This is a genomic window from Vibrio furnissii CIP 102972, assembly GCF_000176175.1.
Taxonomy (GTDB): domain Bacteria; phylum Pseudomonadota; class Gammaproteobacteria; order Enterobacterales; family Vibrionaceae; genus Vibrio; species Vibrio furnissii.
The window spans coordinates 432,686-451,366 of record NZ_ACZP01000013.1; the positions used below are offsets into that span (position 1 = coordinate 432,686).

An 18,681-nucleotide genomic window follows, 5' to 3' on the forward strand; every position below is an offset into this window, starting at 1 on the left:
ATCGTTCGCTGATGAAAAAATCCACCGCATGCGGTGGATTTTTTGTTTGGGCATCTAAAGCTTAAAGTGCAACAACTTCTCATCGAGCTGGCGTGACAGGTCGGCGAGCTTTTCACTCTCTTCGGCTAAGTAATTGGCGGCTTGTGACATTTCTAATGCGGCGTCGTTAATGCCACTGACGTTGCGATTCATCTCTTCTGCCACTGCGCTTTGTTCTTCTGCTGCGGTCGCAATTTGAGTCGCTTTATCGCTGACGTGCTGAATGTGATTCACTATCAACGACAAATCGCTGCCTGCATTTTCAGCGCGTTCTACGCTGCTGTAGGCCAAATCCTGACTGGTTTGCATCGCACTCGCGGTGGTGACCGCCAATTGTTGTAGGCGATTGATGGTGGTTTGAATTTCATCGGTCGAATGGTGAGTGCGGCTTGCCAAATTGCGCACTTCGTCTGCGACGACGGCAAAGCCACGGCCTTGCTCGCCAGCTCGCGCAGCTTCAATTGCCGCGTTTAAGGCCAATAGGTTCGTTTGTTCGGAAATGCCGCTGATGACCGCGGTCACTTCGCTGATCTGCATGACGCCTTCTTTCAGTTTATTGACCTGTTCGGCCGCAATTTCCAATTCATTAGACAGCGATTTGATGCTGTCGACACTGGAATGCACATCTTTGTCGCCAAGGCCCGCTTCGTTACTGGCATCAAGCGTATCACGTGCTGTTTCTTCGGCGTGTCCGGCGACATCGGCCACGGTGGCGCTCATTTCATTCATGGCGGTGGCGAGTTGGCTGAGCTGATCACGTTGGCTGACGACGGCTTGGCTGGTCTCTTCCGCGGATGAGGAAATGCGAATCGCCGCTTCAGCAACTTCATTGGCCGAGTTCACCGACTCCAACAATGCCCCGCGCATGGCGGCCACGCTTTCGTTGATGCGTGTGGCGACGATACCAATCTCATCTTTGCCTTGCACGGGAATGGTGGCGGTTAAATCGCCTTGAGCCACTTTTTTCATCGAATCTTTGATCAGTTCCAACGGGCGCACAATGGCGCGGCTGATGACCACGCCGAACGCTGCCATCACGATAATCGCCACGAAGGTCGCAATCGCCATGGTCCAAAACTGGCGTTCGACCGCGTGCTCAATATCATCCAACAACATGCCGGAACCGAGCACCCAGCCCCAAGGTGCAAATCCATGCACCGCGGAGAGTTTGTCGGCCTCTTTACCGGCCGTGGTTTGCCAAGGGTAGGTGAGCACGCCGTGTTGACCGCCTTTCGCCAAATCCACCATGGTGTACCAGAACCCATCTTCACCGCTGCGTTGTTCGCCCATCTGCTGGCCAACCAAGTCTTGGCGCAGCGGATGCACAAGCATTTTTCGCGTTTCATCCAGCACAAACAGATAGTTATTACCATCGAAACGAATGGCATTGATCAATGCCTTGGCTTGTTTTTGCGCGTCGTCTTTGGGTAGGGATTGTTCTAGAAAGCTCACTTGGGACAAGGTGCTATTGATGACCGCGTATAGCCGAGCTTCTCGTTCTGCGATCAAATTGTGTTTGAGGGCGGTGGCTGCAATGAATAGCAGACTGATAAACCCAATGATGCTGACCAACAGAATAATTGCCAGCTTATAGCTGACCTTGATGTTTTTGAGCTTCAACATGATGTTTTCTACCTAGCCAAAGTTGTATGTGCTTTCTCGTTACAGAGTGCTGTTTATTAGAATAATGTTGGAATCGAGATCCCGAATTAAGCGTGGTAGAAAAGTGCGAGAATTCAAACGAATCGGACGAGAGTGTTATCTGGTTCAAGAAAATTAGGTGTCACTGATGAAAAAGGGAGGCCAAAGGCCTCCCGTCGAAACGATACATTCGTGTGTGTTGTTAGGCTTCGAGGATGACTCGGGTGTCTTCACTCAACGCTTCTAGCTCTTTGGCGACATCTTCGATGTCAATTTCTGGTGGTAAGCGAATCGCCATGTTGGCGGTAAATAGGCTGGAGCTGACGCCACCACCACCCGCAATAAAAACGCGTTGGCAGTCCATATCCAAAATGCTGATGCCTTGGCCATCCAACACATGAGTGATGTCGTTGACAATGCCGTAACGGTCATTGGCATCGAGGCGTAATTGGTAAATCGTATCTTCTTTGAGTGGTCGCGTATCGCAGTCGACGATATTCACCATCAAATCAGGGTAGGATTGGAATGCGTGTTTAACAACGTTTGCTTTGGCAAGCGGCATTTCAACCTTAATCACGGCTGCCACTTGATCTTCAATGAAATTTACTTTGCTGATTAACCACTTACCATCGTTCTCATGCGTAATGGCAGCCAGTTGTTTAATCGTGGACGGCGTGGCAGTTCCCACAAAGTTTACAATAAATGTACAAGTCATAATGGCCTCCGAACTTCACTTGGTCACTCTATCTTTGAGTTTAGGTGTTATGCGTCGATAAGGATTGACGAAAGTCAATTTTTTGGACGACAACGATGGGCAACTTTCAATACTTCAATCCTCTGCACAAATTTGACCTTGAGAGACAAAGGGTTATGTCATGTCGGTTACCAGAAATTATGCAATGTTGAGATTGTTGTTAATAATTGTTTAAAAGCTGTGATCGATCTCATGGACAATGAATGGTAGTTACCAGTAACATTCGCGATGCAAGTTACCGGTAACATAAAAATATAAACCGGTTTGTTACGTGAAACTCTTAAGGACGATTCAATGAAAACAATGACAAGAACACTGATCGCTGCGGCGGTCACGGGTTTGGTATCTATGTCTGCCATGGCGGCAGATTTCAAACTCAAGATTCAGTCTTCTGATCCCTCTGGTGACCGCAACTTCCAAATTCAGCAAAGCTGGGTGGATCGCGTCGAGAAAATGTCAGGTGGCCGCATCGACATTGACTTGCTGCCTGTTGGCGCGGTGGTGAAACACACTGAAACCCTGAGCGCGATTAAGATGGGTATTCTGGACGGTCATGTCACTGCGACAGAGTTTTTCTCGGGTCAAGATCCTGCATTTGGCCTGTTGGGTAACATGGTTGGTGCATGGTCTGACACCACTCAATTACTTCAATACATGAACTACGGCGGTGGGAACGAACTTTTAACCGAACTTTACAAACCATACGGCGTACATTTTGTTGGCGCTTCAACCACTGGCGTTGAATCTTTGGTATCGAAAAAACCGCTGGATGGGGTCGCGGATCTGAAAGGTCTGAAACTACGTGCGCCAGAAGGTTTGGTTCAACAAGTCTTTGCTGCTGCGGGAGCTACGCCCGTGAACTTGCCGGGTTCTGAAGTGTTTACGGGGTTAAGCAAAGGCGTGATTGACGCAGCCGACTACACCGTTTTCTCCACCAACCAAAAAGCGGGCATGAACGACGTCGCGGTGCATCCAGTTCAACCAGGGTTCCACTCGCTGCCGCTGATCGACATCTCTATCAGCCAGAAAAAATGGGACAAGATGCCTGCGGATCTGCAGCAGATTCTTGAAACCTCGGTTCGTGATTTCTCATATGACATCACCACGCAATTGAAGATTGCGGACCAAGCGGCGGTGAAAGAAGCCAGCGCGAATCCGAAAATCACCATTCACAACTGGTCTGACGAAGAGCGTAAGAAATTCCGTGAAATTGCACGCAGCCAATGGAAAGTGTTTGCTGAACGCTCACCCAATGCGCAAAAAGTGTATGACTCAGTGACCACCTTCCTAGAACAAAACGATCTACTGTAATCACGGTTATTCCTTTCTTTCCGAGAGGGCGCTTTGCCCTCTCATTTTAAACAAGAGTTCGTTATGAGCGAGAATAAGCTTCCTGCTGCGTCTATCCATGACGGGCAGCCGAAAAATGCGCTGGATCGCTGGATTCTGCGTCTGGGCAACGCGCTAAGCTTGCTGTTTCTGTTTACGGTTGCGATTTCCTTTTACGAAGTGGTGATGCGTTATGTGTTCAATGCGCCGACCACTTGGGTTCATGAAACGGCCGCGTTTGTCGGCGGCACACTGTTTGTGTTTGGTGGCGTTTATGCCATGGCGGCCGACAAACACGTGCGTGTGGTGTTGATTTACGATCACGTTTCGCAGCGCACCAAACATTACCTCAACATCGTCCATCACATAGTTGGCCTCGCGTTTGCGGGCATGATGGCTTATGCCTCTTACGTGACGGTGGAAGCCGCATGGTTCGCCCCTTGGGGGGAGTTTCGTTTGGAAACCTCGGGGTCTGCATTTAACCCGCCTTATCCGGCGCTGCTGAAAGCGGTTATTTTCATCACTTTAGTGATTCTGGTCGTGCAGTTCGTGCTGCATCTGATTCAAGAGATTCAAGCCCTGAGGAATAAACACGATGTTTGATCTGTCTTCGATAGGTATTGAGTGGGGCAGCGTATTGATGCTGGCGATGATGATCGGCCTGCTGCTCACGGGGATGCAACTGGCGTTCGTGACCGGTTTTGTCGCAATTTTCTTCACGCTAGGTTGGTTTGGGGTGGATGCGATTCCTCTGGTGACCAGCCGCATGTACAGCTTTGCGTCGGACTATATCTTCCTCGCGATTCCGATGTTTGTGTTGATGGCGGCAATGCTCGATCACTCGGGTATTGCCCGTGATTTGTTCGATGCGATGAAATCAGTTGGCCGTAAAGTACGCGGCGGCGTTGCGGTCCAAACGCTGTTGGTGGCGGTGCTGCTTGCATCGATGTCGGGTGTGATCGGTGGCGAAACCGTGCTGCTGGGTATTCTGGCGTTGCCACAAATGCTGCGCTTGGGCTACGACCGTAAACTGGCGATTGGTACCACGTGTGCCGGTGGTGCGTTGGGCACCATGCTGCCGCCAAGCATTGTCCTCATTATCTACGGTATGACGGCGAGCGTATCGATTGGCGATCTGTTTAAAGCTGCATTCATTCCGGCCTTTATTTTGGCGGCGTGTTACATCGCGTATGTTCTGATTCGTTGTTATATGAATCCGGCACTGGCACCAAGTTTTGAAGACGAGTTGGAAGATGAGACTCAAAGACCGAATTACTTCAAAGCCTTGTTCTTCCCCTTACTTTCGGTGGCGGTGGTGCTGGGCAGTATCTATACCGGTGTGGCCTCGGTGACTGAAGCCTCTGCACTGGGCGTGGTGGGGATCATGATTAGCGCCATCATCCGCCGTGAAATGAGCTGGAATATGCTCAAAGAGAGTGCCATCGCGACCATGCGGACTTGTGGGATGATCATCTGGATTGGCATTGGTGCGAGCGCGCTGGTTGGGGTTTATAACCTGATGGGCGGTATCGATTTCGTTGAAGAAACCATTTTGGCCCTGTCTGGCGGTAGCGCCATGGCCACACTGCTTATCATGATGGTGATTTTGTTGGTGCTGGGGATGTTCCTCGACTGGGTTGGGGTTGCGTTGCTGACCATGCCAATCTTTGTGCCGATTATCAGTAACTTGGGCTTTGACCCGATTTGGTTTGGTGTGGTGTTCTGCTTGAACATGCAGGTGTCATTCTTGTCACCGCCATTCGGCCCTGCGGCGTTTTACCTCAAGTCTGTGGCACCGAAAGACATCAGCTTGGGCCTGATTTTCACCTCGCTGATTCCATTTATTTTCATGCAGATTTTCGTCCTAGCGCTGGTCATTGCGTTCCCGCAATTGGCGATGTGGTGGCAATAAACCAACCGATAACGAGTTTAGAGTGGCTCCATGATGTGGAGCCTTAGGGAAGATGTGTCCTATGAAACCGAAAAAAATATTAGTGATGGGGGTTTCTGGCTGCGGAAAGAGCTCGATTGGCAGCAAAATTGCCGATGCGCTGGGCCTGAAATTCTTTGATGGGGATGATTATCATCCACAAGATAATGTCGACAAAATGCGTCAGGGCATTCCACTGACCGACGATGACCGCTTGGGTTGGCTGCAAACGCTCAATCGTTTGTTCATCGAACAAGCGGGGGCAGTGATTGCCTGCTCCGCGTTGAAACCGGCGTACCGCGACATCTTGCGCGCCGACAACGACGACTTGGTGATTGTGTATTTGCAGGGCGATTACGAGACCATTTGGTCGCGTTTGCAGCAGCGTTCGGATCATTACTTCCAGGGTGAAGCGATGCTGAAAAGTCAGTTCGACACGCTGGTCGAACCCGACGCCAATGAAGCCATTTTTGTCGATATCTCTCAATCATTGGATGGGGTGTTAACGCAAGCGCTGCAAGCTTTGGAGGCGCAATCATGAGTTGTCAGATTGCGATGATTGGGCTGGGTGTGATGGGCAAAAGCTTGGCATTGAATTTGGTGGATCACGGTTTCTCGGTCGCGGGATATGATCTCAACCAAGCCAACCGACTGCGAACCTTACAAGAAGCCGCCTCGTTGAGCACCATTGCGGGTAAAGGCACGTTTGCCGCCGCTGACGATTTGACTCATCTGCTGCGCTTGCTGAACACGCCGCGTGTGATTGCGTTGTCGGTTCCCGCCGGCGATGTAGTGGATGAGGTGATTGCACAATTGCTCGACGCGGGTTTGTCACCGCAAGATATTGTTATCGATACTGGTAACAGCTTGTGGACCGACTCCGAGCGTCGCGAAAAAGAATACACGGGCCGTTTACGTTTCTTCAGCACTGCCGTCTCTGGGGGAGAACAAGGTGCGCGTCACGGCCCGTCTCTCATGGCCAGTGGGGATCCGGAAGCCTGGACATTCGTGCAACCGCTGTGGCAAGCGATTGCTGCAAAAGTGGATGCGTCGGGTCAGCCGATTGATTCCCATCAACAAGGTGAATCGTGCGCGGCGTATCTTGGCCCTGCGGGTGCGGGCCATTACGTGAAAATGGTGCACAACGGCATTGAATACGCGGATATGCAGCTGATTTGCGAAGCCTATCAATACTTGCGTGATGTGATGACGCTCTCCGCGCCCGAGATTGGTCAGGTGTTCGAACGTTGGAACCAAGGCGTGCTTAATAGTTATTTGATGGAAATCAGCGCCGATATTTTGCAGCAGCACGACCCTGAAACCGGCGCGGCGTTGGTGGAGATGATCCTCGACACCGCGGAACAAAAAGGAACCGGATTGTGGACGGCGGTCAACAGCCTGCAAAGTGGCAGTCCGGCCCCGAGTTTGGCGCAGGCGGTATTTGCGCGCTCACTCAGCGCAAACAAGGCGCGTCGCATGACGGCCAGTAGACAGTTGCCCGCGCAGACGTTGATTGCAGAGCCGTGCTTGGATTCGACATTGCGCGATTTGGAATCGGCTTTGTATTGCGCCAAGTTGGTGGTGTATGCGCAGGGCTTTGACCTGATGAAAACCACGTCGGATTCCGAAGGTTGGCAACTGAATTTCACTGACATTGCTCGCATTTGGCGTTCGGGCTGCATTATCCGTGCGGGCTTCTTACACCAAATTGCGCAGGCGTATCAGCATCAGCCGCTGTTGGATCATCTGCTGCTGGCGCCTGAATTTGTGTCTGAACTCTCGAAACGACTGTTAGGTTGGCGGCACATTGCTGCGCAATCGATGCAAAGCGGTGTGCCGATGCCATGCCTGACGTCGGCGCTGAGTTACTACGATGCGCTACGTTGCGAGGTGTTGCCTGCCAATCTGCTCCAAGCACAGCGTGATTATTTCGGCGCGCATACCTACGCACGAGTGGATCATCCAGCGGATAAGAAATTCCATGTATTATGGGAAAAATCACAGCGTCAGCAGGTTGCGCGTTAAGTCGTCAAGATGTGACGAAGCGACAATGTGACAGGAAGGCCGTGACGGAAGATCGCGATAAAAAGCAAAAAGTAAAAAAACAAAAAGCGCCGAAGGGCGCTTTTTTACGTTGAATCGTGCAATTGTTGAATCAATAAATCGAGTCGTGGCAGGCGGGTCAGAATGTCACTTTAAAGGTTGCTCCCACAAACTGGGTGTCGTACGTGGCGCCGGAGTCGAGCGCAAATTTCGCCGCGTCTTGATTGCCAAACCACGGGTGACTTTCAAATTGAAATTCGGCAGAACCGCCCCAAGCATTGCTCACCCAGCCATGAATGTGGCCCACAGGGTTTAAGAAAAACAGCGTGAAGCTCCCCATGCGTTCAGAGCCCCAAACTTCACCCCCGTTATCGACAATGTTCTGCTCGGCTTCAAACATCATTTCGCCCACCACCGCACCGAAAAATGGTGTAATAAACAGATCTTGCCAAGAGGGGACTTCGGCAAAGGCTTCTACACCGTATTCCCAAAACAGGCCAGACATCGCGGCGGAGTAAAGGAAAGATTCAAACTCGTTAAACCCAGCATGACGTGCCGCCGTGTAATAAACACCGCCAAAATACGGGTGCATGACGTAGTTGAGGTAATGTTCGTCGCGGTCCCAAGTTGGGCCGGAGGAGACGTTGTCTTTCCATTTCTTACCCAGACCACTGAGGTTGCGATCTTCTTCATCCCATTGCGTTACCGACTCGGGCAATAAGGTCATCAAGCCCACTGTCGCAATACTTAAACCCAAAATGGTGTACGTTTGATCTTTCAGGTAATCCCAGTCTTTGGTGTCAGAAATGGTCAAGTAACGCGGTAAGGCGGGTTCATCCAAATGAAGTTCTGGCTCGCCAGCAAGATTCACCGCAAGGGGAGAACGCGCACGGTATGCCAACGGAGAGGCATCACTGCAATTGATGCTCTGACAGTTTGCTGAGTAAGAGAGTTCGATGTGAGGGCTTATCCCGTATGGCGCGGCACTGGCGCAAGCGGGGAGCGATAACATCAGCGCAGTGATGCTTTTAATTGACACAGTAGCTCCAAGACGTTGTTTTATAATGATCAGAATCACAATTATCTAGTAAAGTCCTAAGGATGAAAATAAGCAAATCGCTTATTGACATAAAACTGATGGAGATAGCAGGCCAATCAACGATATAGTGGCTTGATAGTAGCCTCAAAGAAGGCCCGGAGATAAGGTCATAGTTATGCTGAAAATCGCAATGCTCAGTACTGGTGAGGAAGTACTACACGGTGATATTACCGATACCAACGCCGCTTGGTTGGCGCGAGAATTTTTCGAACATGGATTCTCGTTGACGAAACGCTCTACCGTGGGTGATGAACAATCAGCGCTGGTTGAAGAGCTGATGATGTTAAGTTTTAACAGCGATGTGGTGGTCGTCAATGGTGGTTTGGGGCCAACAACGGATGATTTGAGTGCTGCAGCGGCGGCTCAGGCAGCCGAGCAGCCATTGGTGCTGTTTCCCGAATGGCTGAAAGTGCTGGAGACGTTTTTTGCGCAGCGCAAGACGAAGATGCCAGAAAGCAACATCAAACAAGCGATGTTGCCCGAACAGGCGACGATTTTGGATAACCCGATCGGCACCGCGTGCGGTTTCAAAATGCAGATCAATGAGTGTTGGTTCTATTTCACGCCGGGCGTACCCAAAGAGTTCAAACGCATGGTCACGGAACAGATTCTGCCCGATTTACATGCGCTGTTTCCCAATCAGGCTGGATTAGAATGTAGCCGCATATACACGTTTGGGACCTCTGAATCGGGTATTTCGGACAAGTTGGATAAGTTGCAGCTGCCGAAAGGGTACGTGTTGGGCTATCGCTCATATCTGCCATTCATTGAAGTGAAGTTGTTTGGCCCGCGCAAGGATTTAGAGACACGGGTGAAACTGCTACAACTGATTTATTCTCACCTTGAGCAACATGTGGTCAGCGTTGATGAGCCAATGTTGGCGCATATTGGGCACTTGATGGCCGAGAAAGGGTTGTCGCTGTCGATTGCCGAGCAAGCGACCAAAGGTTGGCTGTCTAATTGGTTGTTGAGTAATGAACAGATTGAACGCCTGAGTGGGCACAGCTGGATTTTGAGCCATCGCACCGATGCGGGGCTGGGAGAGAAAGATCCTCTCGCGGCCGTGTTTGCGTTAGCGGGGGCGACCAAAGATAAATGCAGTACTGATTTGGCGATTGTCACCGGTGCGTTGAGTGATGAGACCTTCAGCGTGGCGTTATCTGCGCCACAAGGCGAGTGGGGGCAACTGCTCAAATTTAACCGTGCGTATAGCGCACAAGAGCAAAAAGAGCTAATTGGTACCGTGGCTGCGGATATGCTGCGCCGTTACCTTGCTGGGAAACCGGTGTTGGCCAAATACGGCTCGGTCTCTACGGTGAAAGAGCTCTATTTGCCCGCCAATGTATTGAACGGTTAATCGGCGTTGTTATCGCTGAATTGCATATAAATAAAAACTGCATACGGTAAAAGGTAATAAGCAAATGATTTCGTTGCTTATTACCAAACCTCTTTTCTGCCTTCTTTTCTATTCGTAAATTGTCTAAATGATAAGCGCCTGATTTCTGAAGTGGTCCCGATTTTGTCTTAAAAATGAGCCGACTTTAGGACTTTTTTATTTGTACACTGAAATCTCGTTTGAACCATTACGTCGGCAGGAGGCTGGTATGTTCCATCAATCAAGAATTTTGGTTTGGTATGAGGTGGCAAGTCAAAAAGTGGTTTTGGGAGAAGCACTTGGCAGCGTTCATCGTGACGTGGTGTCGTTGTGGCTGCATGCCCCTGTAGACAATAACAACATCAGTTATCCGGGATACCGCTTGGCGTTGTATGATGATGATGGCCGCGAGATCGCCAATAAGTCCGTCTCCATGGGGACGGCAGACCAAATCTTATTTGGCGGCGTTGCCGAATGAATTGATTGTGTTGACCCTGCGTGCAAAACAGAAAAGCCAGAGCAATGCTCTGGCTTTTGACGTCATGGCTGATCAAGCGCGTTTGGCTTTCACTCGGTAGTTGACGTTCGTCAGCTCCAGTGCCGTTTTCGCTTTACAGATACACGGTAATATTTCATCACGTTGTGTAAATGCCATGGCAAAACCAACATATTCGACTTCGCCAGAGGCGAGGGTACAGCGGCACGCGCCACAATGGCCATCTCGGCAGTTGTACTCAGGTTCTAATCCGGCCTGCTCCATGGTTTCCAGCAGCGTATTGGACGGGTTCGACTCAATGTTGACGACTTTGTTGATTTTGATCGTTGCCATTACAGTTCGAAACCTTCGAAGTCGTCTGCACGAACTTCGTTGTCGATTTGGCCGACAAGGTATGAACTGATTTCCGCTTCTTGTGGCGCAACCTGTACGTTGTCTGACGACAACCAAGCGTTGATCCATGGAATTGGGTTGGTCGTTGCGCTTGGGTACGCAGCATCAAGACCGACCGCTTGCATGCGGATATTGGTGATGTATTCCACGTACTGGCACAGAATGTCTTTGTTCAGGCCGATCATTGAGCCATCTTTGAACAGGTATTCTGCCCACTCTTTTTCCTGCTCAGCAGCTTGCTTAAACAGGTCAAAACACTCTTGTTTGCACTCTTCAGCGATTTGCAGGAACTCAAAATCATCCATGCCGTTGCGCAGCAGGTTGATCATGTGCTGGGTACCGGTCAGGTGCAGCGCTTCATCACGTGCAATCAGTTTGATGATTTTCGCGTTACCTTCCATCAGCTCACGTTCTGCGAACGCAAATGAACACGCAAAGCTCACGTAGAAACGGATCGCTTCCAGTGCGTTCACGGACATCAAGCACAGGTACAGTTTCTTTTTCAGGCCTTTCAGGCTGACATGAACAGTTTCACCATTCAGTTCATGTGTGCCTTCACCGAAGCGATGGTAATCGTTCGTCATCTGAATCAGGTCATCATAGAAGTGAGCGATATCTTTCGCACGCTTAATGATGTGTTCGTTTTCAACGATGTCGTCAAACACGATCGCTGGATCATTCACGATGTTACGAATGATGTGTGTGTACGAACGTGAGTGAATCGTTTCAGAGAACGACCATGTTTCAATCCAAGTTTCGACTTCTGGCAGAGACACCAATGGCAGCAGCGCCACGTTCGGGCTACGGCCTTGGATTGAATCCAGCAGCGTTTGGTATTTTAGGTTTGAGATGAAAATGTGCTTTTCATGCTCGGGTAGTTTCGCGTAATCGATGCGGTCGCTGGACACGTCCACTTCTTCCGGACGCCAGAAGAACGACAGCTGTTTTTCGATCAGCTTTTCGAAAATTTCGTATTTTTGTTGGTCATAACGTGCCACGTTGACGGGCTGACCAAGAAACATCGGTTCTTTAAGTTGGTTATTCTTTTTCTGAGTAAAAGTACTGTAAGCCATTGTGCCTTCATCCGTTTGGCCCTTCGCCTTAGCGAAGGGCATGCAAATCATTAAGGGAAAGTTCGAATCTGATTAGATCTTACAAGCGCCGCCTGCACAATCGTCATCGGCAGGTTGCACCGCATCTTTCTGATCGTCTTTCGCACCATCACGAGTGTTATGGTAGTACAGTGTTTTCACACCAAACTTGTACGCGGTCAGCAAGTCTTGAAGCAGTTTCTTCATTGGGACTTTGCCTGAATCGTATTGGCTTGGGTCATAGTTGGTATTGGCGGAAATAGCCTGATCGACAAATTTCTGCATGATACCCACTAAGTGTAGATAACCATCGTTAGACCCGATGTTCCACAGCAGTTCGTAGTTCTCTTTCAGACGAGTGAACTCAGGCACAACCTGCTTCAAAATACCGTCTTTAGACGCTTTGACTGATACGTAGCCGCGAGGTGGCTCAATACCGTTGGTCGCGTTAGAGATCTGAGAAGATGTCTCAGAAGGCATCAGCGCGGTCAGTGTTGAGTTACGCAAACCATGTTCCATGATCTCTTCGCGCAGTGCATTCCAATCGTAATGCAGTGGTTCGTCGCACAATAGATCAAGGTCTTTCTTATACGTATCAATTGGCAGAAGGCCTTTCGCGTAGTTGGTTTCATCAAACGCAGGGCACTTGCCTTGTTCTTTCGCCAGATTCACAGACGCTTTCAACAGGTAGTACTGCATCGCTTCAAATGTGCGGTGCGTCAGGCCGTTTGCGCTGCCATCGGAGTATTTCACGCCATGACGAGCGAGGTAGTATGCGTAGTTGATGACGCCCACACCCAGAGTACGACGGTTCATGGTTGATTTACGTGCTGCTGGTAGCGGGTAATCTTGGTAATCCAATAGCGCATCCAGAGCGCGAACAACCAGCTCGGCCAGCTCTTCGAAATCATCCAGTTTTTCGATGGCACCCAAGTTGAATGCAGACAGCGTACACAGCGCGATTTCGCCGCTGTCGTCTTCGACGTTCACCAGCGGTTTGGTTGGCAGTGCGATTTCCAGACACAGGTTCGACTGACGGACTGGCGCAACACTCGCATCAAACGGGCTGTGCGTATTACAGTGGTCAACGTTCTGAATGTAGATACGACCTGTCGACGCGCGTTCTTGCATCAGCAGGGAGAAGATCTCGACTGCTTTCACTGTGCGTTTCTTGATTGATGGATCGTTTTCGTATTTCACGTACAGACGTTCAAATTCGTCTTGGTCTTGGAAGAACGCGTCGTACAGTCCAGGAACATCTGAAGGTGAAAACAGTGTGATGTTGCCACCTTCAACCAAGCGTTTGTACATCAGCTTGTTCAGCTGAACACCGTAGTCCATGTGGCGAACACGGTTTTCTTCAACGCCGCGGTTGTTTTTCAGCACCAACAGCGATTCGGCTTCGCCGTGCCACAATGGGTAGAATACCGTGGCTGCACCGCCACGAACGCCGCCTTGTGAGCAACATTTAACGGCAGTCTGGAAGTACTTGTAGAATGGGATACAACCAGTGTGGAATGCTTCGCCACCACGGATTTCTGAACCCAGCGCACGAATACGACCCGCGTTAATACCGATACCCGCACGTTGTGACACGTAACGAACGATCGAGCTAGCGGTCGCGTTGATAGAATCTAGGCTGTCACCACATTCAATCAGTACACAAGAGCTGAACTGACGAGTCGGCGTACGTACGCCAGACATGATTGGCGTTGGCAGCGAGATCTTGAATGTGGACGTCGCATCGTAGAAACGCTTCACGTAATCTAGACGTGTCGCTTTCGGGTATTTTGCAAACAGGCACGCCGCAACCAGAATGTACAGGAACTGTGCACTCTCGTAGATTTGACCGGTGACACGGTTTTGTACGAAGTATTTACCTTCCAGCTGTTTCACAGCGGCGTAGGAGAAGTCCAGATCGCGGCGGTGGTCGATAAAGCCATTCAGCAGTTCAAACTCTTCGCGAGTGTAATCTTCTAGCAGGTGTTTGTCGTACTTGCCTTTTTCCACCATCGCTGACACGTGGTCGAGCAGCGTTGGCGGTTCATATTGACCATAAGCCTTTTTGCGCAGGTGGAACACCGCAAGGCGCGCAGCCAGGTATTGGTAATCAGGGGTCTCTTCGGAGATCAGATCCGCGGCAGACTTGATAATGGTTTCGTGAATATCTGACGTGGTAATGCCATCGTAGAACTGGATGTGAGCGCGAAGTTCTACTTGCGATACAGAGACGTTATCGAGGCCTTCTGCAGCCCATGTGATTACGCGGTGTATCTTGTCTAAATCGATGTTTTCTTTGCGGCCATCACGCTTGGTGACAGTAAGTTGTTGGTTCATTCTGCTTTATTTCCCTAACAAAACTGATAAAAGCCGTGTTTTAGTGTAATTCTTGTAAAGTGAATCCCGGCTTTGTGATCAAGCTCGCCCTACATATAGTGTCATAAACACTATATGTAGGGGTGCATCAGTGTTCGCATTACAAGATAGTGCTATTGAGGGGGTATTGCAAGTTACAGATCGGGGACAGTTTGTGGATAACTAGCAAATTGAAAAAAAACAGTTAGTAGCCACTCACCGATGATCAAAGAGCAGAATTGATTGTAGAAAATCGTCATTTCAAGATTGGTTTTTTCATAACCACGATCGAAAAAAAATATCTTGATCTTTAGGTAAAAACTCTAGTGTGTTCCGGATTGATTAAAGTGGAATCTAGAGCACAAAAAACACGCTAAAAATCGATCGTAGAGTGTGCTATTTGACCATCGACTTTTAGCGTATAACACCCCTTAAATCAGGCGTGTATGGATGATGTAGTTGACGTCAACGTTTGCGCCTAAACGGTACGTGTCGGTCAGCGGGTTATAGAGTAATCCGGTGATGCCTTGCTCTTGTAAAGGTGTTGCATCGATCATCTTGAGCAGCTCAGAAGGACGAATGAATTTCTCATGGTCGTGCGTACCTTCCGGTACAATCTTGAGCAGCTTTTCCGCGCCGACAATCGCGAACAAGTATGACTTAAAGTTGCGATTGAGTGTAGAGAAGAACACATGGCCACCGGGTTTGACCAACGCTGCGCATGATTGAATCACGGACAGTGGGTCGGGCACGTGCTCAAGCATTTCCATGCAAGTCACGACGTCATAAGTCTGTGGGTTCTCTTGCGCGTGATCTTCAATGGTACTTTGGATGTAAGTTAGCTTCGTGCCCGTTTCAAGAGCGTGTAGACGAGCAACTTCTAATGGCTCTTTGCCCATATCCAAACCCGTCACGTGGGCACCTTCGCGGGCCATACTCTCCGCAAGAATACCACCACCACAGCCCACATCGAGCACCGTTTTACCAAACAGCCCGTCGGCGCGTTCTAGCACATAGTTCAGACGCAGTGGGTTAATCTGATGAAGGGGTTTGAATTCGCCTTCAAGATCCCACCAACGTGAGGCCATCTCTTCAAATTTCTTGATTTCATTGGGGTCGACGTTTTGCGGTTTGCTCATGCTACTCGTTGCCTGTGTTATGCATCCATGAATAAGGGGGCATTATAGCGCCGTTGTCATTTCGCACCACTTGTTATCTTTGATTCCCAAATGGATGAACAAAAAATAACCGCTTATCAGTTGGATATGGTAGGAATGTGTAAATTCTCAGCAGTTGATTCACAACAAAGGTCACAACCTGATAAAAGGGGAGGGAAAGTGATGCCGAAGCTTAGGAACTTGTGTTATATTTTTTCACCTTATAAGTATCAATAATATTCAGGTCTTTCTGCATTCAATGTTTCATGCTGAGATTGGCATGCGCTGAATGTTGTCTGGATATACCGATCAAACTATAGAGGGATAATGGCTCTATGAGCGATCTAGCTAAAGAGATCACGCCCGTAAACATTGAAGATGAGCTTCGAGGTTCATACCTAGACTACGCGATGTCAGTTATCGTCGGTCGTGCTCTTCCAGATGTGCGTGATGGCCTAAAACCAGTTCACCGTCGCGTTTTGTTCGCGATGAATGTTCTGGGGAACGATTGGAACAAAGCATATAAAAAATCTGCCCGTGTGGTTGGTGACGTTATCGGTAAATATCACCCGCACGGTGATAGCGCGGTATACGATACAATTGTACGTATGGCGCAGCCGTTCTCACTTCGCTACATGTTGGTCGATGGCCAAGGTAACTTCGGCTCGATCGATGGTGACTCAGCGGCGGCAATGCGTTACACCGAAGTACGTATGGCAAAAATTGCCCATGAGTTGCTGGCAGACCTTGATAAAGAAACCGTGGATTACGTACCAAACTATGATGGTACTGAACAGATCCCAGCGGTTCTTCCGACCAAAATTCCTAACTTGCTGGTCAACGGTGCCTCTGGTATCGCAGTAGGTATGGCAACCAACATCCCACCGCATAACTTGACGGAAGTGATTGATGGTTGCTTGGCATTCATTGACAACGAAAGCATCACCATTGATGAGTTGATGGATTACATTCCGGGCCCGGATTTCCCAACGGCAGCATTGATCAGTGGCCGCAAAGGCATCGTTGATGCATACAAAACCGGCCGCGGCAAAATTTACATGCGCTCAAAAGCTGAAATTGAGGCGGATAAGCACGGTAAAGAAACCATCATCGTGACCGAAATTCCTTATCAGGTGAACAAAGCTCGCCTGATCGAGAAAATTGCGGAACTGGTGAAAGACAAGAAAGTAGAAGGCATCAGTGCACTGCGCGACGAGTCAGATAAAGACGGTATGCGTATTGTGATTGAATGTAAGCGTGACGCGGTTGGCGAAGTGGTTCTGAACAACCTCTACGCGAACACTCAGCTACAAACCACTTTCGGTATCAACATGGTCGCGCTGGACAATGGTCAGCCGAAACTGTTTAACCTGAAAGAGATGCTGAAATGTTTCGTCGATCACCGCCGTGAAGTGGTGACACGTCGTACCATTTTTGAACTGCGTAAAGCGCGTGAACGTGCACATATCCTTGAAGGTTTGGCACTGGCGCTGGCCAACATCGACGACATCATCGACTTGATCCGTAAAGCATCGACGCCTGCTGAAGCGAAAGCAGGTTTGGTTGCACGTGGTTGGGCTTTGGGTAACGTTGCGGCGATGCTTGAGCGCGCGGGTACCGATGCAGCACGTCCTGAGTGGCTTGAGCTGCAATACGGTATTCGTGACGGTCAGTACTTCCTGACTGAACAGCAAGCGCAAGCGATTCTGGATCTGCGTCTACACAAACTGACCGGTCTGGAACACGAGAAGATTCTTGACGAATACAAACAGCTTCTGGAAGAGATCGCTGAACTGATGCACATTCTGGCTAGCACAGAACGTCTGATGGAAGTGATCCGCGAAGAACTGCAAGCTGTGCGTGATGGTTACGGTGACGCGCGTCGCACTGAAATCACCGCAGCAAGCCATGACATTGATCTGGAAGAACTGATCGCGCGTGAAGACGTGGTGGTCACGTTGTCTCACGAAGGTTACGTGAAATACCAGTTACTGAGCGACTACGAAGCTCAGCGTCGTGGTGGTAAGGGTAAGAGTGCGACTCGCATGAAAGATGAAGACTACATTGAACGTCTTCTGGTTGCGAATACGCACGACAACATCCTGTGCTTCTCGACTCGCGGTAAGACCTACCGCATGAAAGTGTATCAATTGCCGCTGGCAAGCCGCACCGCGCGTGGTAAGCCAATCGTCAACTTGCTGCCGCTGGAAGATAACGAGCGCATTACTGCAATTCTGCCAGTGACAGAATTTAGCGATGATAAGTTCATCTTCATGGCAACGGGCGATGGTACAGTGAAGAAAACTTCGTTGGATCAGTTCTCAAACGTACGTTCGAACGGCCTTATCGCCGTGAACCTGCGTGACGACGATTCTCTGATTGGTGTCGATATCACCAACGGCGACAGCGAAATCATGCTGTTCTCGAAATCAGGTAAAGTGGTTCGCTTCAACGAAGATCAAGTTCGTGCCATGGGCCGTACTGCGTCAGGTGTTCGCGGTATGAAGCTGATGGAAGGCGACCAAGTGGTTTCACTGATCGTACCGAAGACTGATGGCGATATCCTGACTGTGACTGAAAATGGTTACGGTAAACGTACTGTTCTGGCGGAATACCCAGCGAAGAGCCGTGCAACACAGGGTGTGGTCTCGATTAAAGTCTCTGAGCGTAATGGCCGAGTTGTCGGTGCCGTTCAAGCGGACGAAGGCGACGAATTCATGATGATCACCAATGCGGGCACACTGGTACGTACTCGTGTGGCAGAGGTGAGTCAAGTGGGTCGTAACACCCAGGGTGTGACGCTCATTCGTACCTCTGAAGACGAACAAGTGGTTGGTCTGCAACGTATTGAAGAAATTGAAGAATCCGAACTTCTTGAAGGAGAAGAAGGTTCCGAGATGACGGAAAATGTTGATGCGGCGGAAGCGCCAGCAGCACCAGAAGCGCCAACAGAAGGTGATTCTGAAGCGTAACGCTTCA

The 18,681-nt window shown here is 49.7% G+C and carries 15 protein-coding genes; 8 read left to right on the forward strand and 7 right to left on the reverse strand.

Features of this window, described 5'->3' with window-relative positions:
- Positions 1–54: 54 nt before the first annotated feature.
- Both VFA_RS05980 and VFA_RS05985 read right to left on the reverse strand, forming a co-directional pair.
- The gene (locus VFA_RS05980; RefSeq protein WP_004725632.1) at positions 55–1,662 is read right to left on the reverse strand and encodes a methyl-accepting chemotaxis protein; all 1,608 of its coding nucleotides are present in this window, start codon (positions 1,660–1,662) and stop codon (positions 55–57) included.
- A gap of 220 nt (positions 1,663–1,882) precedes the next feature.
- On the reverse strand, positions 1,883–2,395 hold the full coding sequence (locus VFA_RS05985; protein ID WP_004725634.1) for a glycine cleavage system transcriptional repressor: 513 nt from the start codon (positions 2,393–2,395) through the stop codon (positions 1,883–1,885).
- Between the two features lie 333 nt (positions 2,396–2,728).
- Here VFA_RS05985 and VFA_RS05990 point away from each other — a divergent pair, with 333 nt between their 5' ends.
- From VFA_RS05990 to gndA, 5 genes are all read left to right on the forward strand, one after another.
- Positions 2,729–3,745 (forward strand): TRAP transporter substrate-binding protein, encoded by a 1,017-nt coding sequence (locus VFA_RS05990; RefSeq protein WP_004725636.1) that lies wholly within the window; start codon positions 2,729–2,731, stop codon positions 3,743–3,745.
- A gap of 63 nt (positions 3,746–3,808) precedes the next feature.
- The gene (locus tag VFA_RS05995; protein ID WP_004725638.1) at positions 3,809–4,366 is read left to right on the forward strand and encodes a TRAP transporter small permease subunit; all 558 of its coding nucleotides are present in this window, start codon (positions 3,809–3,811) and stop codon (positions 4,364–4,366) included.
- On the forward strand, positions 4,359–5,675 hold the full coding sequence (locus tag VFA_RS06000) for a TRAP transporter large permease (protein WP_004725640.1): 1,317 nt from the start codon (positions 4,359–4,361) through the stop codon (positions 5,673–5,675). Before VFA_RS05995 ends, VFA_RS06000 begins: the two co-directional genes overlap by 8 nt.
- A 61-nt stretch (positions 5,676–5,736) precedes the next feature.
- The gene (locus VFA_RS06005) at positions 5,737–6,234 is read left to right on the forward strand and encodes a gluconokinase (protein ID WP_004725642.1); all 498 of its coding nucleotides are present in this window, start codon (positions 5,737–5,739) and stop codon (positions 6,232–6,234) included.
- Positions 6,231–7,718 (forward strand): NADP-dependent phosphogluconate dehydrogenase, encoded by a 1,488-nt coding sequence (gene gndA / locus VFA_RS06010; RefSeq protein ID WP_004725645.1) that lies wholly within the window; start codon positions 6,231–6,233, stop codon positions 7,716–7,718. The genes VFA_RS06005 and gndA overlap by 4 nt, the downstream gene beginning before the upstream one ends.
- A 157-nt stretch (positions 7,719–7,875) precedes the next feature.
- Here the strand turns inward: gndA and VFA_RS06015 are convergent, their stop codons facing one another.
- Entirely contained in the window at positions 7,876–8,814 is a 939-nt protein-coding gene (locus tag VFA_RS06015; RefSeq protein WP_370447161.1) for a DUF3943 domain-containing protein, read from the reverse strand.
- A gap of 136 nt (positions 8,815–8,950) precedes the next feature.
- Between VFA_RS06015 and VFA_RS06020 the strand changes: the two genes are divergently transcribed.
- Both VFA_RS06020 and VFA_RS06025 read left to right on the forward strand, forming a co-directional pair.
- Positions 8,951–10,192, forward strand: a complete 1,242-nt coding sequence (locus VFA_RS06020) for a CinA family nicotinamide mononucleotide deamidase-related protein (RefSeq protein WP_004725648.1) — start codon at positions 8,951–8,953, stop codon at positions 10,190–10,192.
- 247 nt (positions 10,193–10,439) lie between these two features.
- Positions 10,440–10,688 (forward strand): hypothetical protein, encoded by a 249-nt coding sequence (locus tag VFA_RS06025; RefSeq protein WP_004725650.1) that lies wholly within the window; start codon positions 10,440–10,442, stop codon positions 10,686–10,688.
- 72 nt (positions 10,689–10,760) lie between these two features.
- On the opposite strand, the gene yfaE is transcribed toward VFA_RS06025, so the two are convergent.
- From yfaE to ubiG, 4 genes are all read right to left on the reverse strand, one after another.
- Positions 10,761–11,039 (reverse strand): class I ribonucleotide reductase maintenance protein YfaE, encoded by a 279-nt coding sequence (gene yfaE / locus VFA_RS06030; protein ID WP_004725654.1) that lies wholly within the window; start codon positions 11,037–11,039, stop codon positions 10,761–10,763.
- Positions 11,039–12,172: a class Ia ribonucleoside-diphosphate reductase subunit beta gene (gene nrdB / locus VFA_RS06035; RefSeq protein WP_004725656.1), complete on the reverse strand. Its 1,134-nt coding sequence runs from the start codon at positions 12,170–12,172 to the stop codon at positions 11,039–11,041. The genes yfaE and nrdB overlap by 1 nt, the downstream gene beginning before the upstream one ends.
- Before the next feature lie 72 nt (positions 12,173–12,244).
- On the reverse strand, positions 12,245–14,527 hold the full coding sequence (nrdA, locus tag VFA_RS06040) for a class 1a ribonucleoside-diphosphate reductase subunit alpha (RefSeq protein WP_004725657.1): 2,283 nt from the start codon (positions 14,525–14,527) through the stop codon (positions 12,245–12,247).
- A 449-nt stretch (positions 14,528–14,976) separates the two neighbouring features.
- Positions 14,977–15,684 carry a bifunctional 2-polyprenyl-6-hydroxyphenol methylase/3-demethylubiquinol 3-O-methyltransferase UbiG gene (ubiG, locus tag VFA_RS06045; RefSeq protein WP_004725659.1) on the reverse strand — a complete coding sequence of 236 codons (708 nt, stop codon included), beginning with the start codon at positions 15,682–15,684 and terminating at the stop codon, positions 14,977–14,979.
- A gap of 353 nt (positions 15,685–16,037) precedes the next feature.
- Here ubiG and gyrA point away from each other — a divergent pair, with 353 nt between their 5' ends.
- Positions 16,038–18,674 carry a DNA topoisomerase (ATP-hydrolyzing) subunit A gene (gene gyrA / locus VFA_RS06050; protein ID WP_004725661.1) on the forward strand — a complete coding sequence of 879 codons (2,637 nt, stop codon included), beginning with the start codon at positions 16,038–16,040 and terminating at the stop codon, positions 18,672–18,674.
- The last annotated feature ends 7 nt before the right edge of the window (positions 18,675–18,681 follow it).

What these genes read in the sequence shown, in the direction of transcription:
- VFA_RS05980 (WP_004725632.1), bottom strand. Translation starts at nt 1,662, where the DNA reads ATGTTGAAGCTCAAAAACATCAAGGTCAGCTATAAGCTGGCAATTATT.
- VFA_RS05985 (WP_004725634.1), bottom strand. Translation starts at nt 2,395, where the DNA reads ATGACTTGTACATTTATTGTAAACTTTGTGGGAACTGCCACGCCGTCC.
- VFA_RS05990 (WP_004725636.1), top strand. Translation starts at nt 2,729, where the DNA reads ATGAAAACAATGACAAGAACACTGATCGCTGCGGCGGTCACGGGTTTG.
- VFA_RS05995 (WP_004725638.1), top strand. Translation starts at nt 3,809, where the DNA reads ATGAGCGAGAATAAGCTTCCTGCTGCGTCTATCCATGACGGGCAGCCG.
- VFA_RS06000 (WP_004725640.1), top strand. Translation starts at nt 4,359, where the DNA reads ATGTTTGATCTGTCTTCGATAGGTATTGAGTGGGGCAGCGTATTGATG.
- VFA_RS06005 (WP_004725642.1), top strand. Translation starts at nt 5,737, where the DNA reads ATGAAACCGAAAAAAATATTAGTGATGGGGGTTTCTGGCTGCGGAAAG.
- gndA (WP_004725645.1), top strand. Translation starts at nt 6,231, where the DNA reads ATGAGTTGTCAGATTGCGATGATTGGGCTGGGTGTGATGGGCAAAAGC.
- VFA_RS06020 (WP_004725648.1), top strand. Translation starts at nt 8,951, where the DNA reads ATGCTGAAAATCGCAATGCTCAGTACTGGTGAGGAAGTACTACACGGT.
- VFA_RS06025 (WP_004725650.1), top strand. Translation starts at nt 10,440, where the DNA reads ATGTTCCATCAATCAAGAATTTTGGTTTGGTATGAGGTGGCAAGTCAA.
- yfaE (WP_004725654.1), bottom strand. Translation starts at nt 11,039, where the DNA reads ATGGCAACGATCAAAATCAACAAAGTCGTCAACATTGAGTCGAACCCG.
- nrdB (WP_004725656.1), bottom strand. Translation starts at nt 12,172, where the DNA reads ATGGCTTACAGTACTTTTACTCAGAAAAAGAATAACCAACTTAAAGAA.
- nrdA (WP_004725657.1), bottom strand. Translation starts at nt 14,527, where the DNA reads ATGAACCAACAACTTACTGTCACCAAGCGTGATGGCCGCAAAGAAAAC.
- ubiG (WP_004725659.1), bottom strand. Translation starts at nt 15,684, where the DNA reads ATGAGCAAACCGCAAAACGTCGACCCCAATGAAATCAAGAAATTTGAA.
- gyrA (WP_004725661.1), top strand. Translation starts at nt 16,038, where the DNA reads ATGAGCGATCTAGCTAAAGAGATCACGCCCGTAAACATTGAAGATGAG.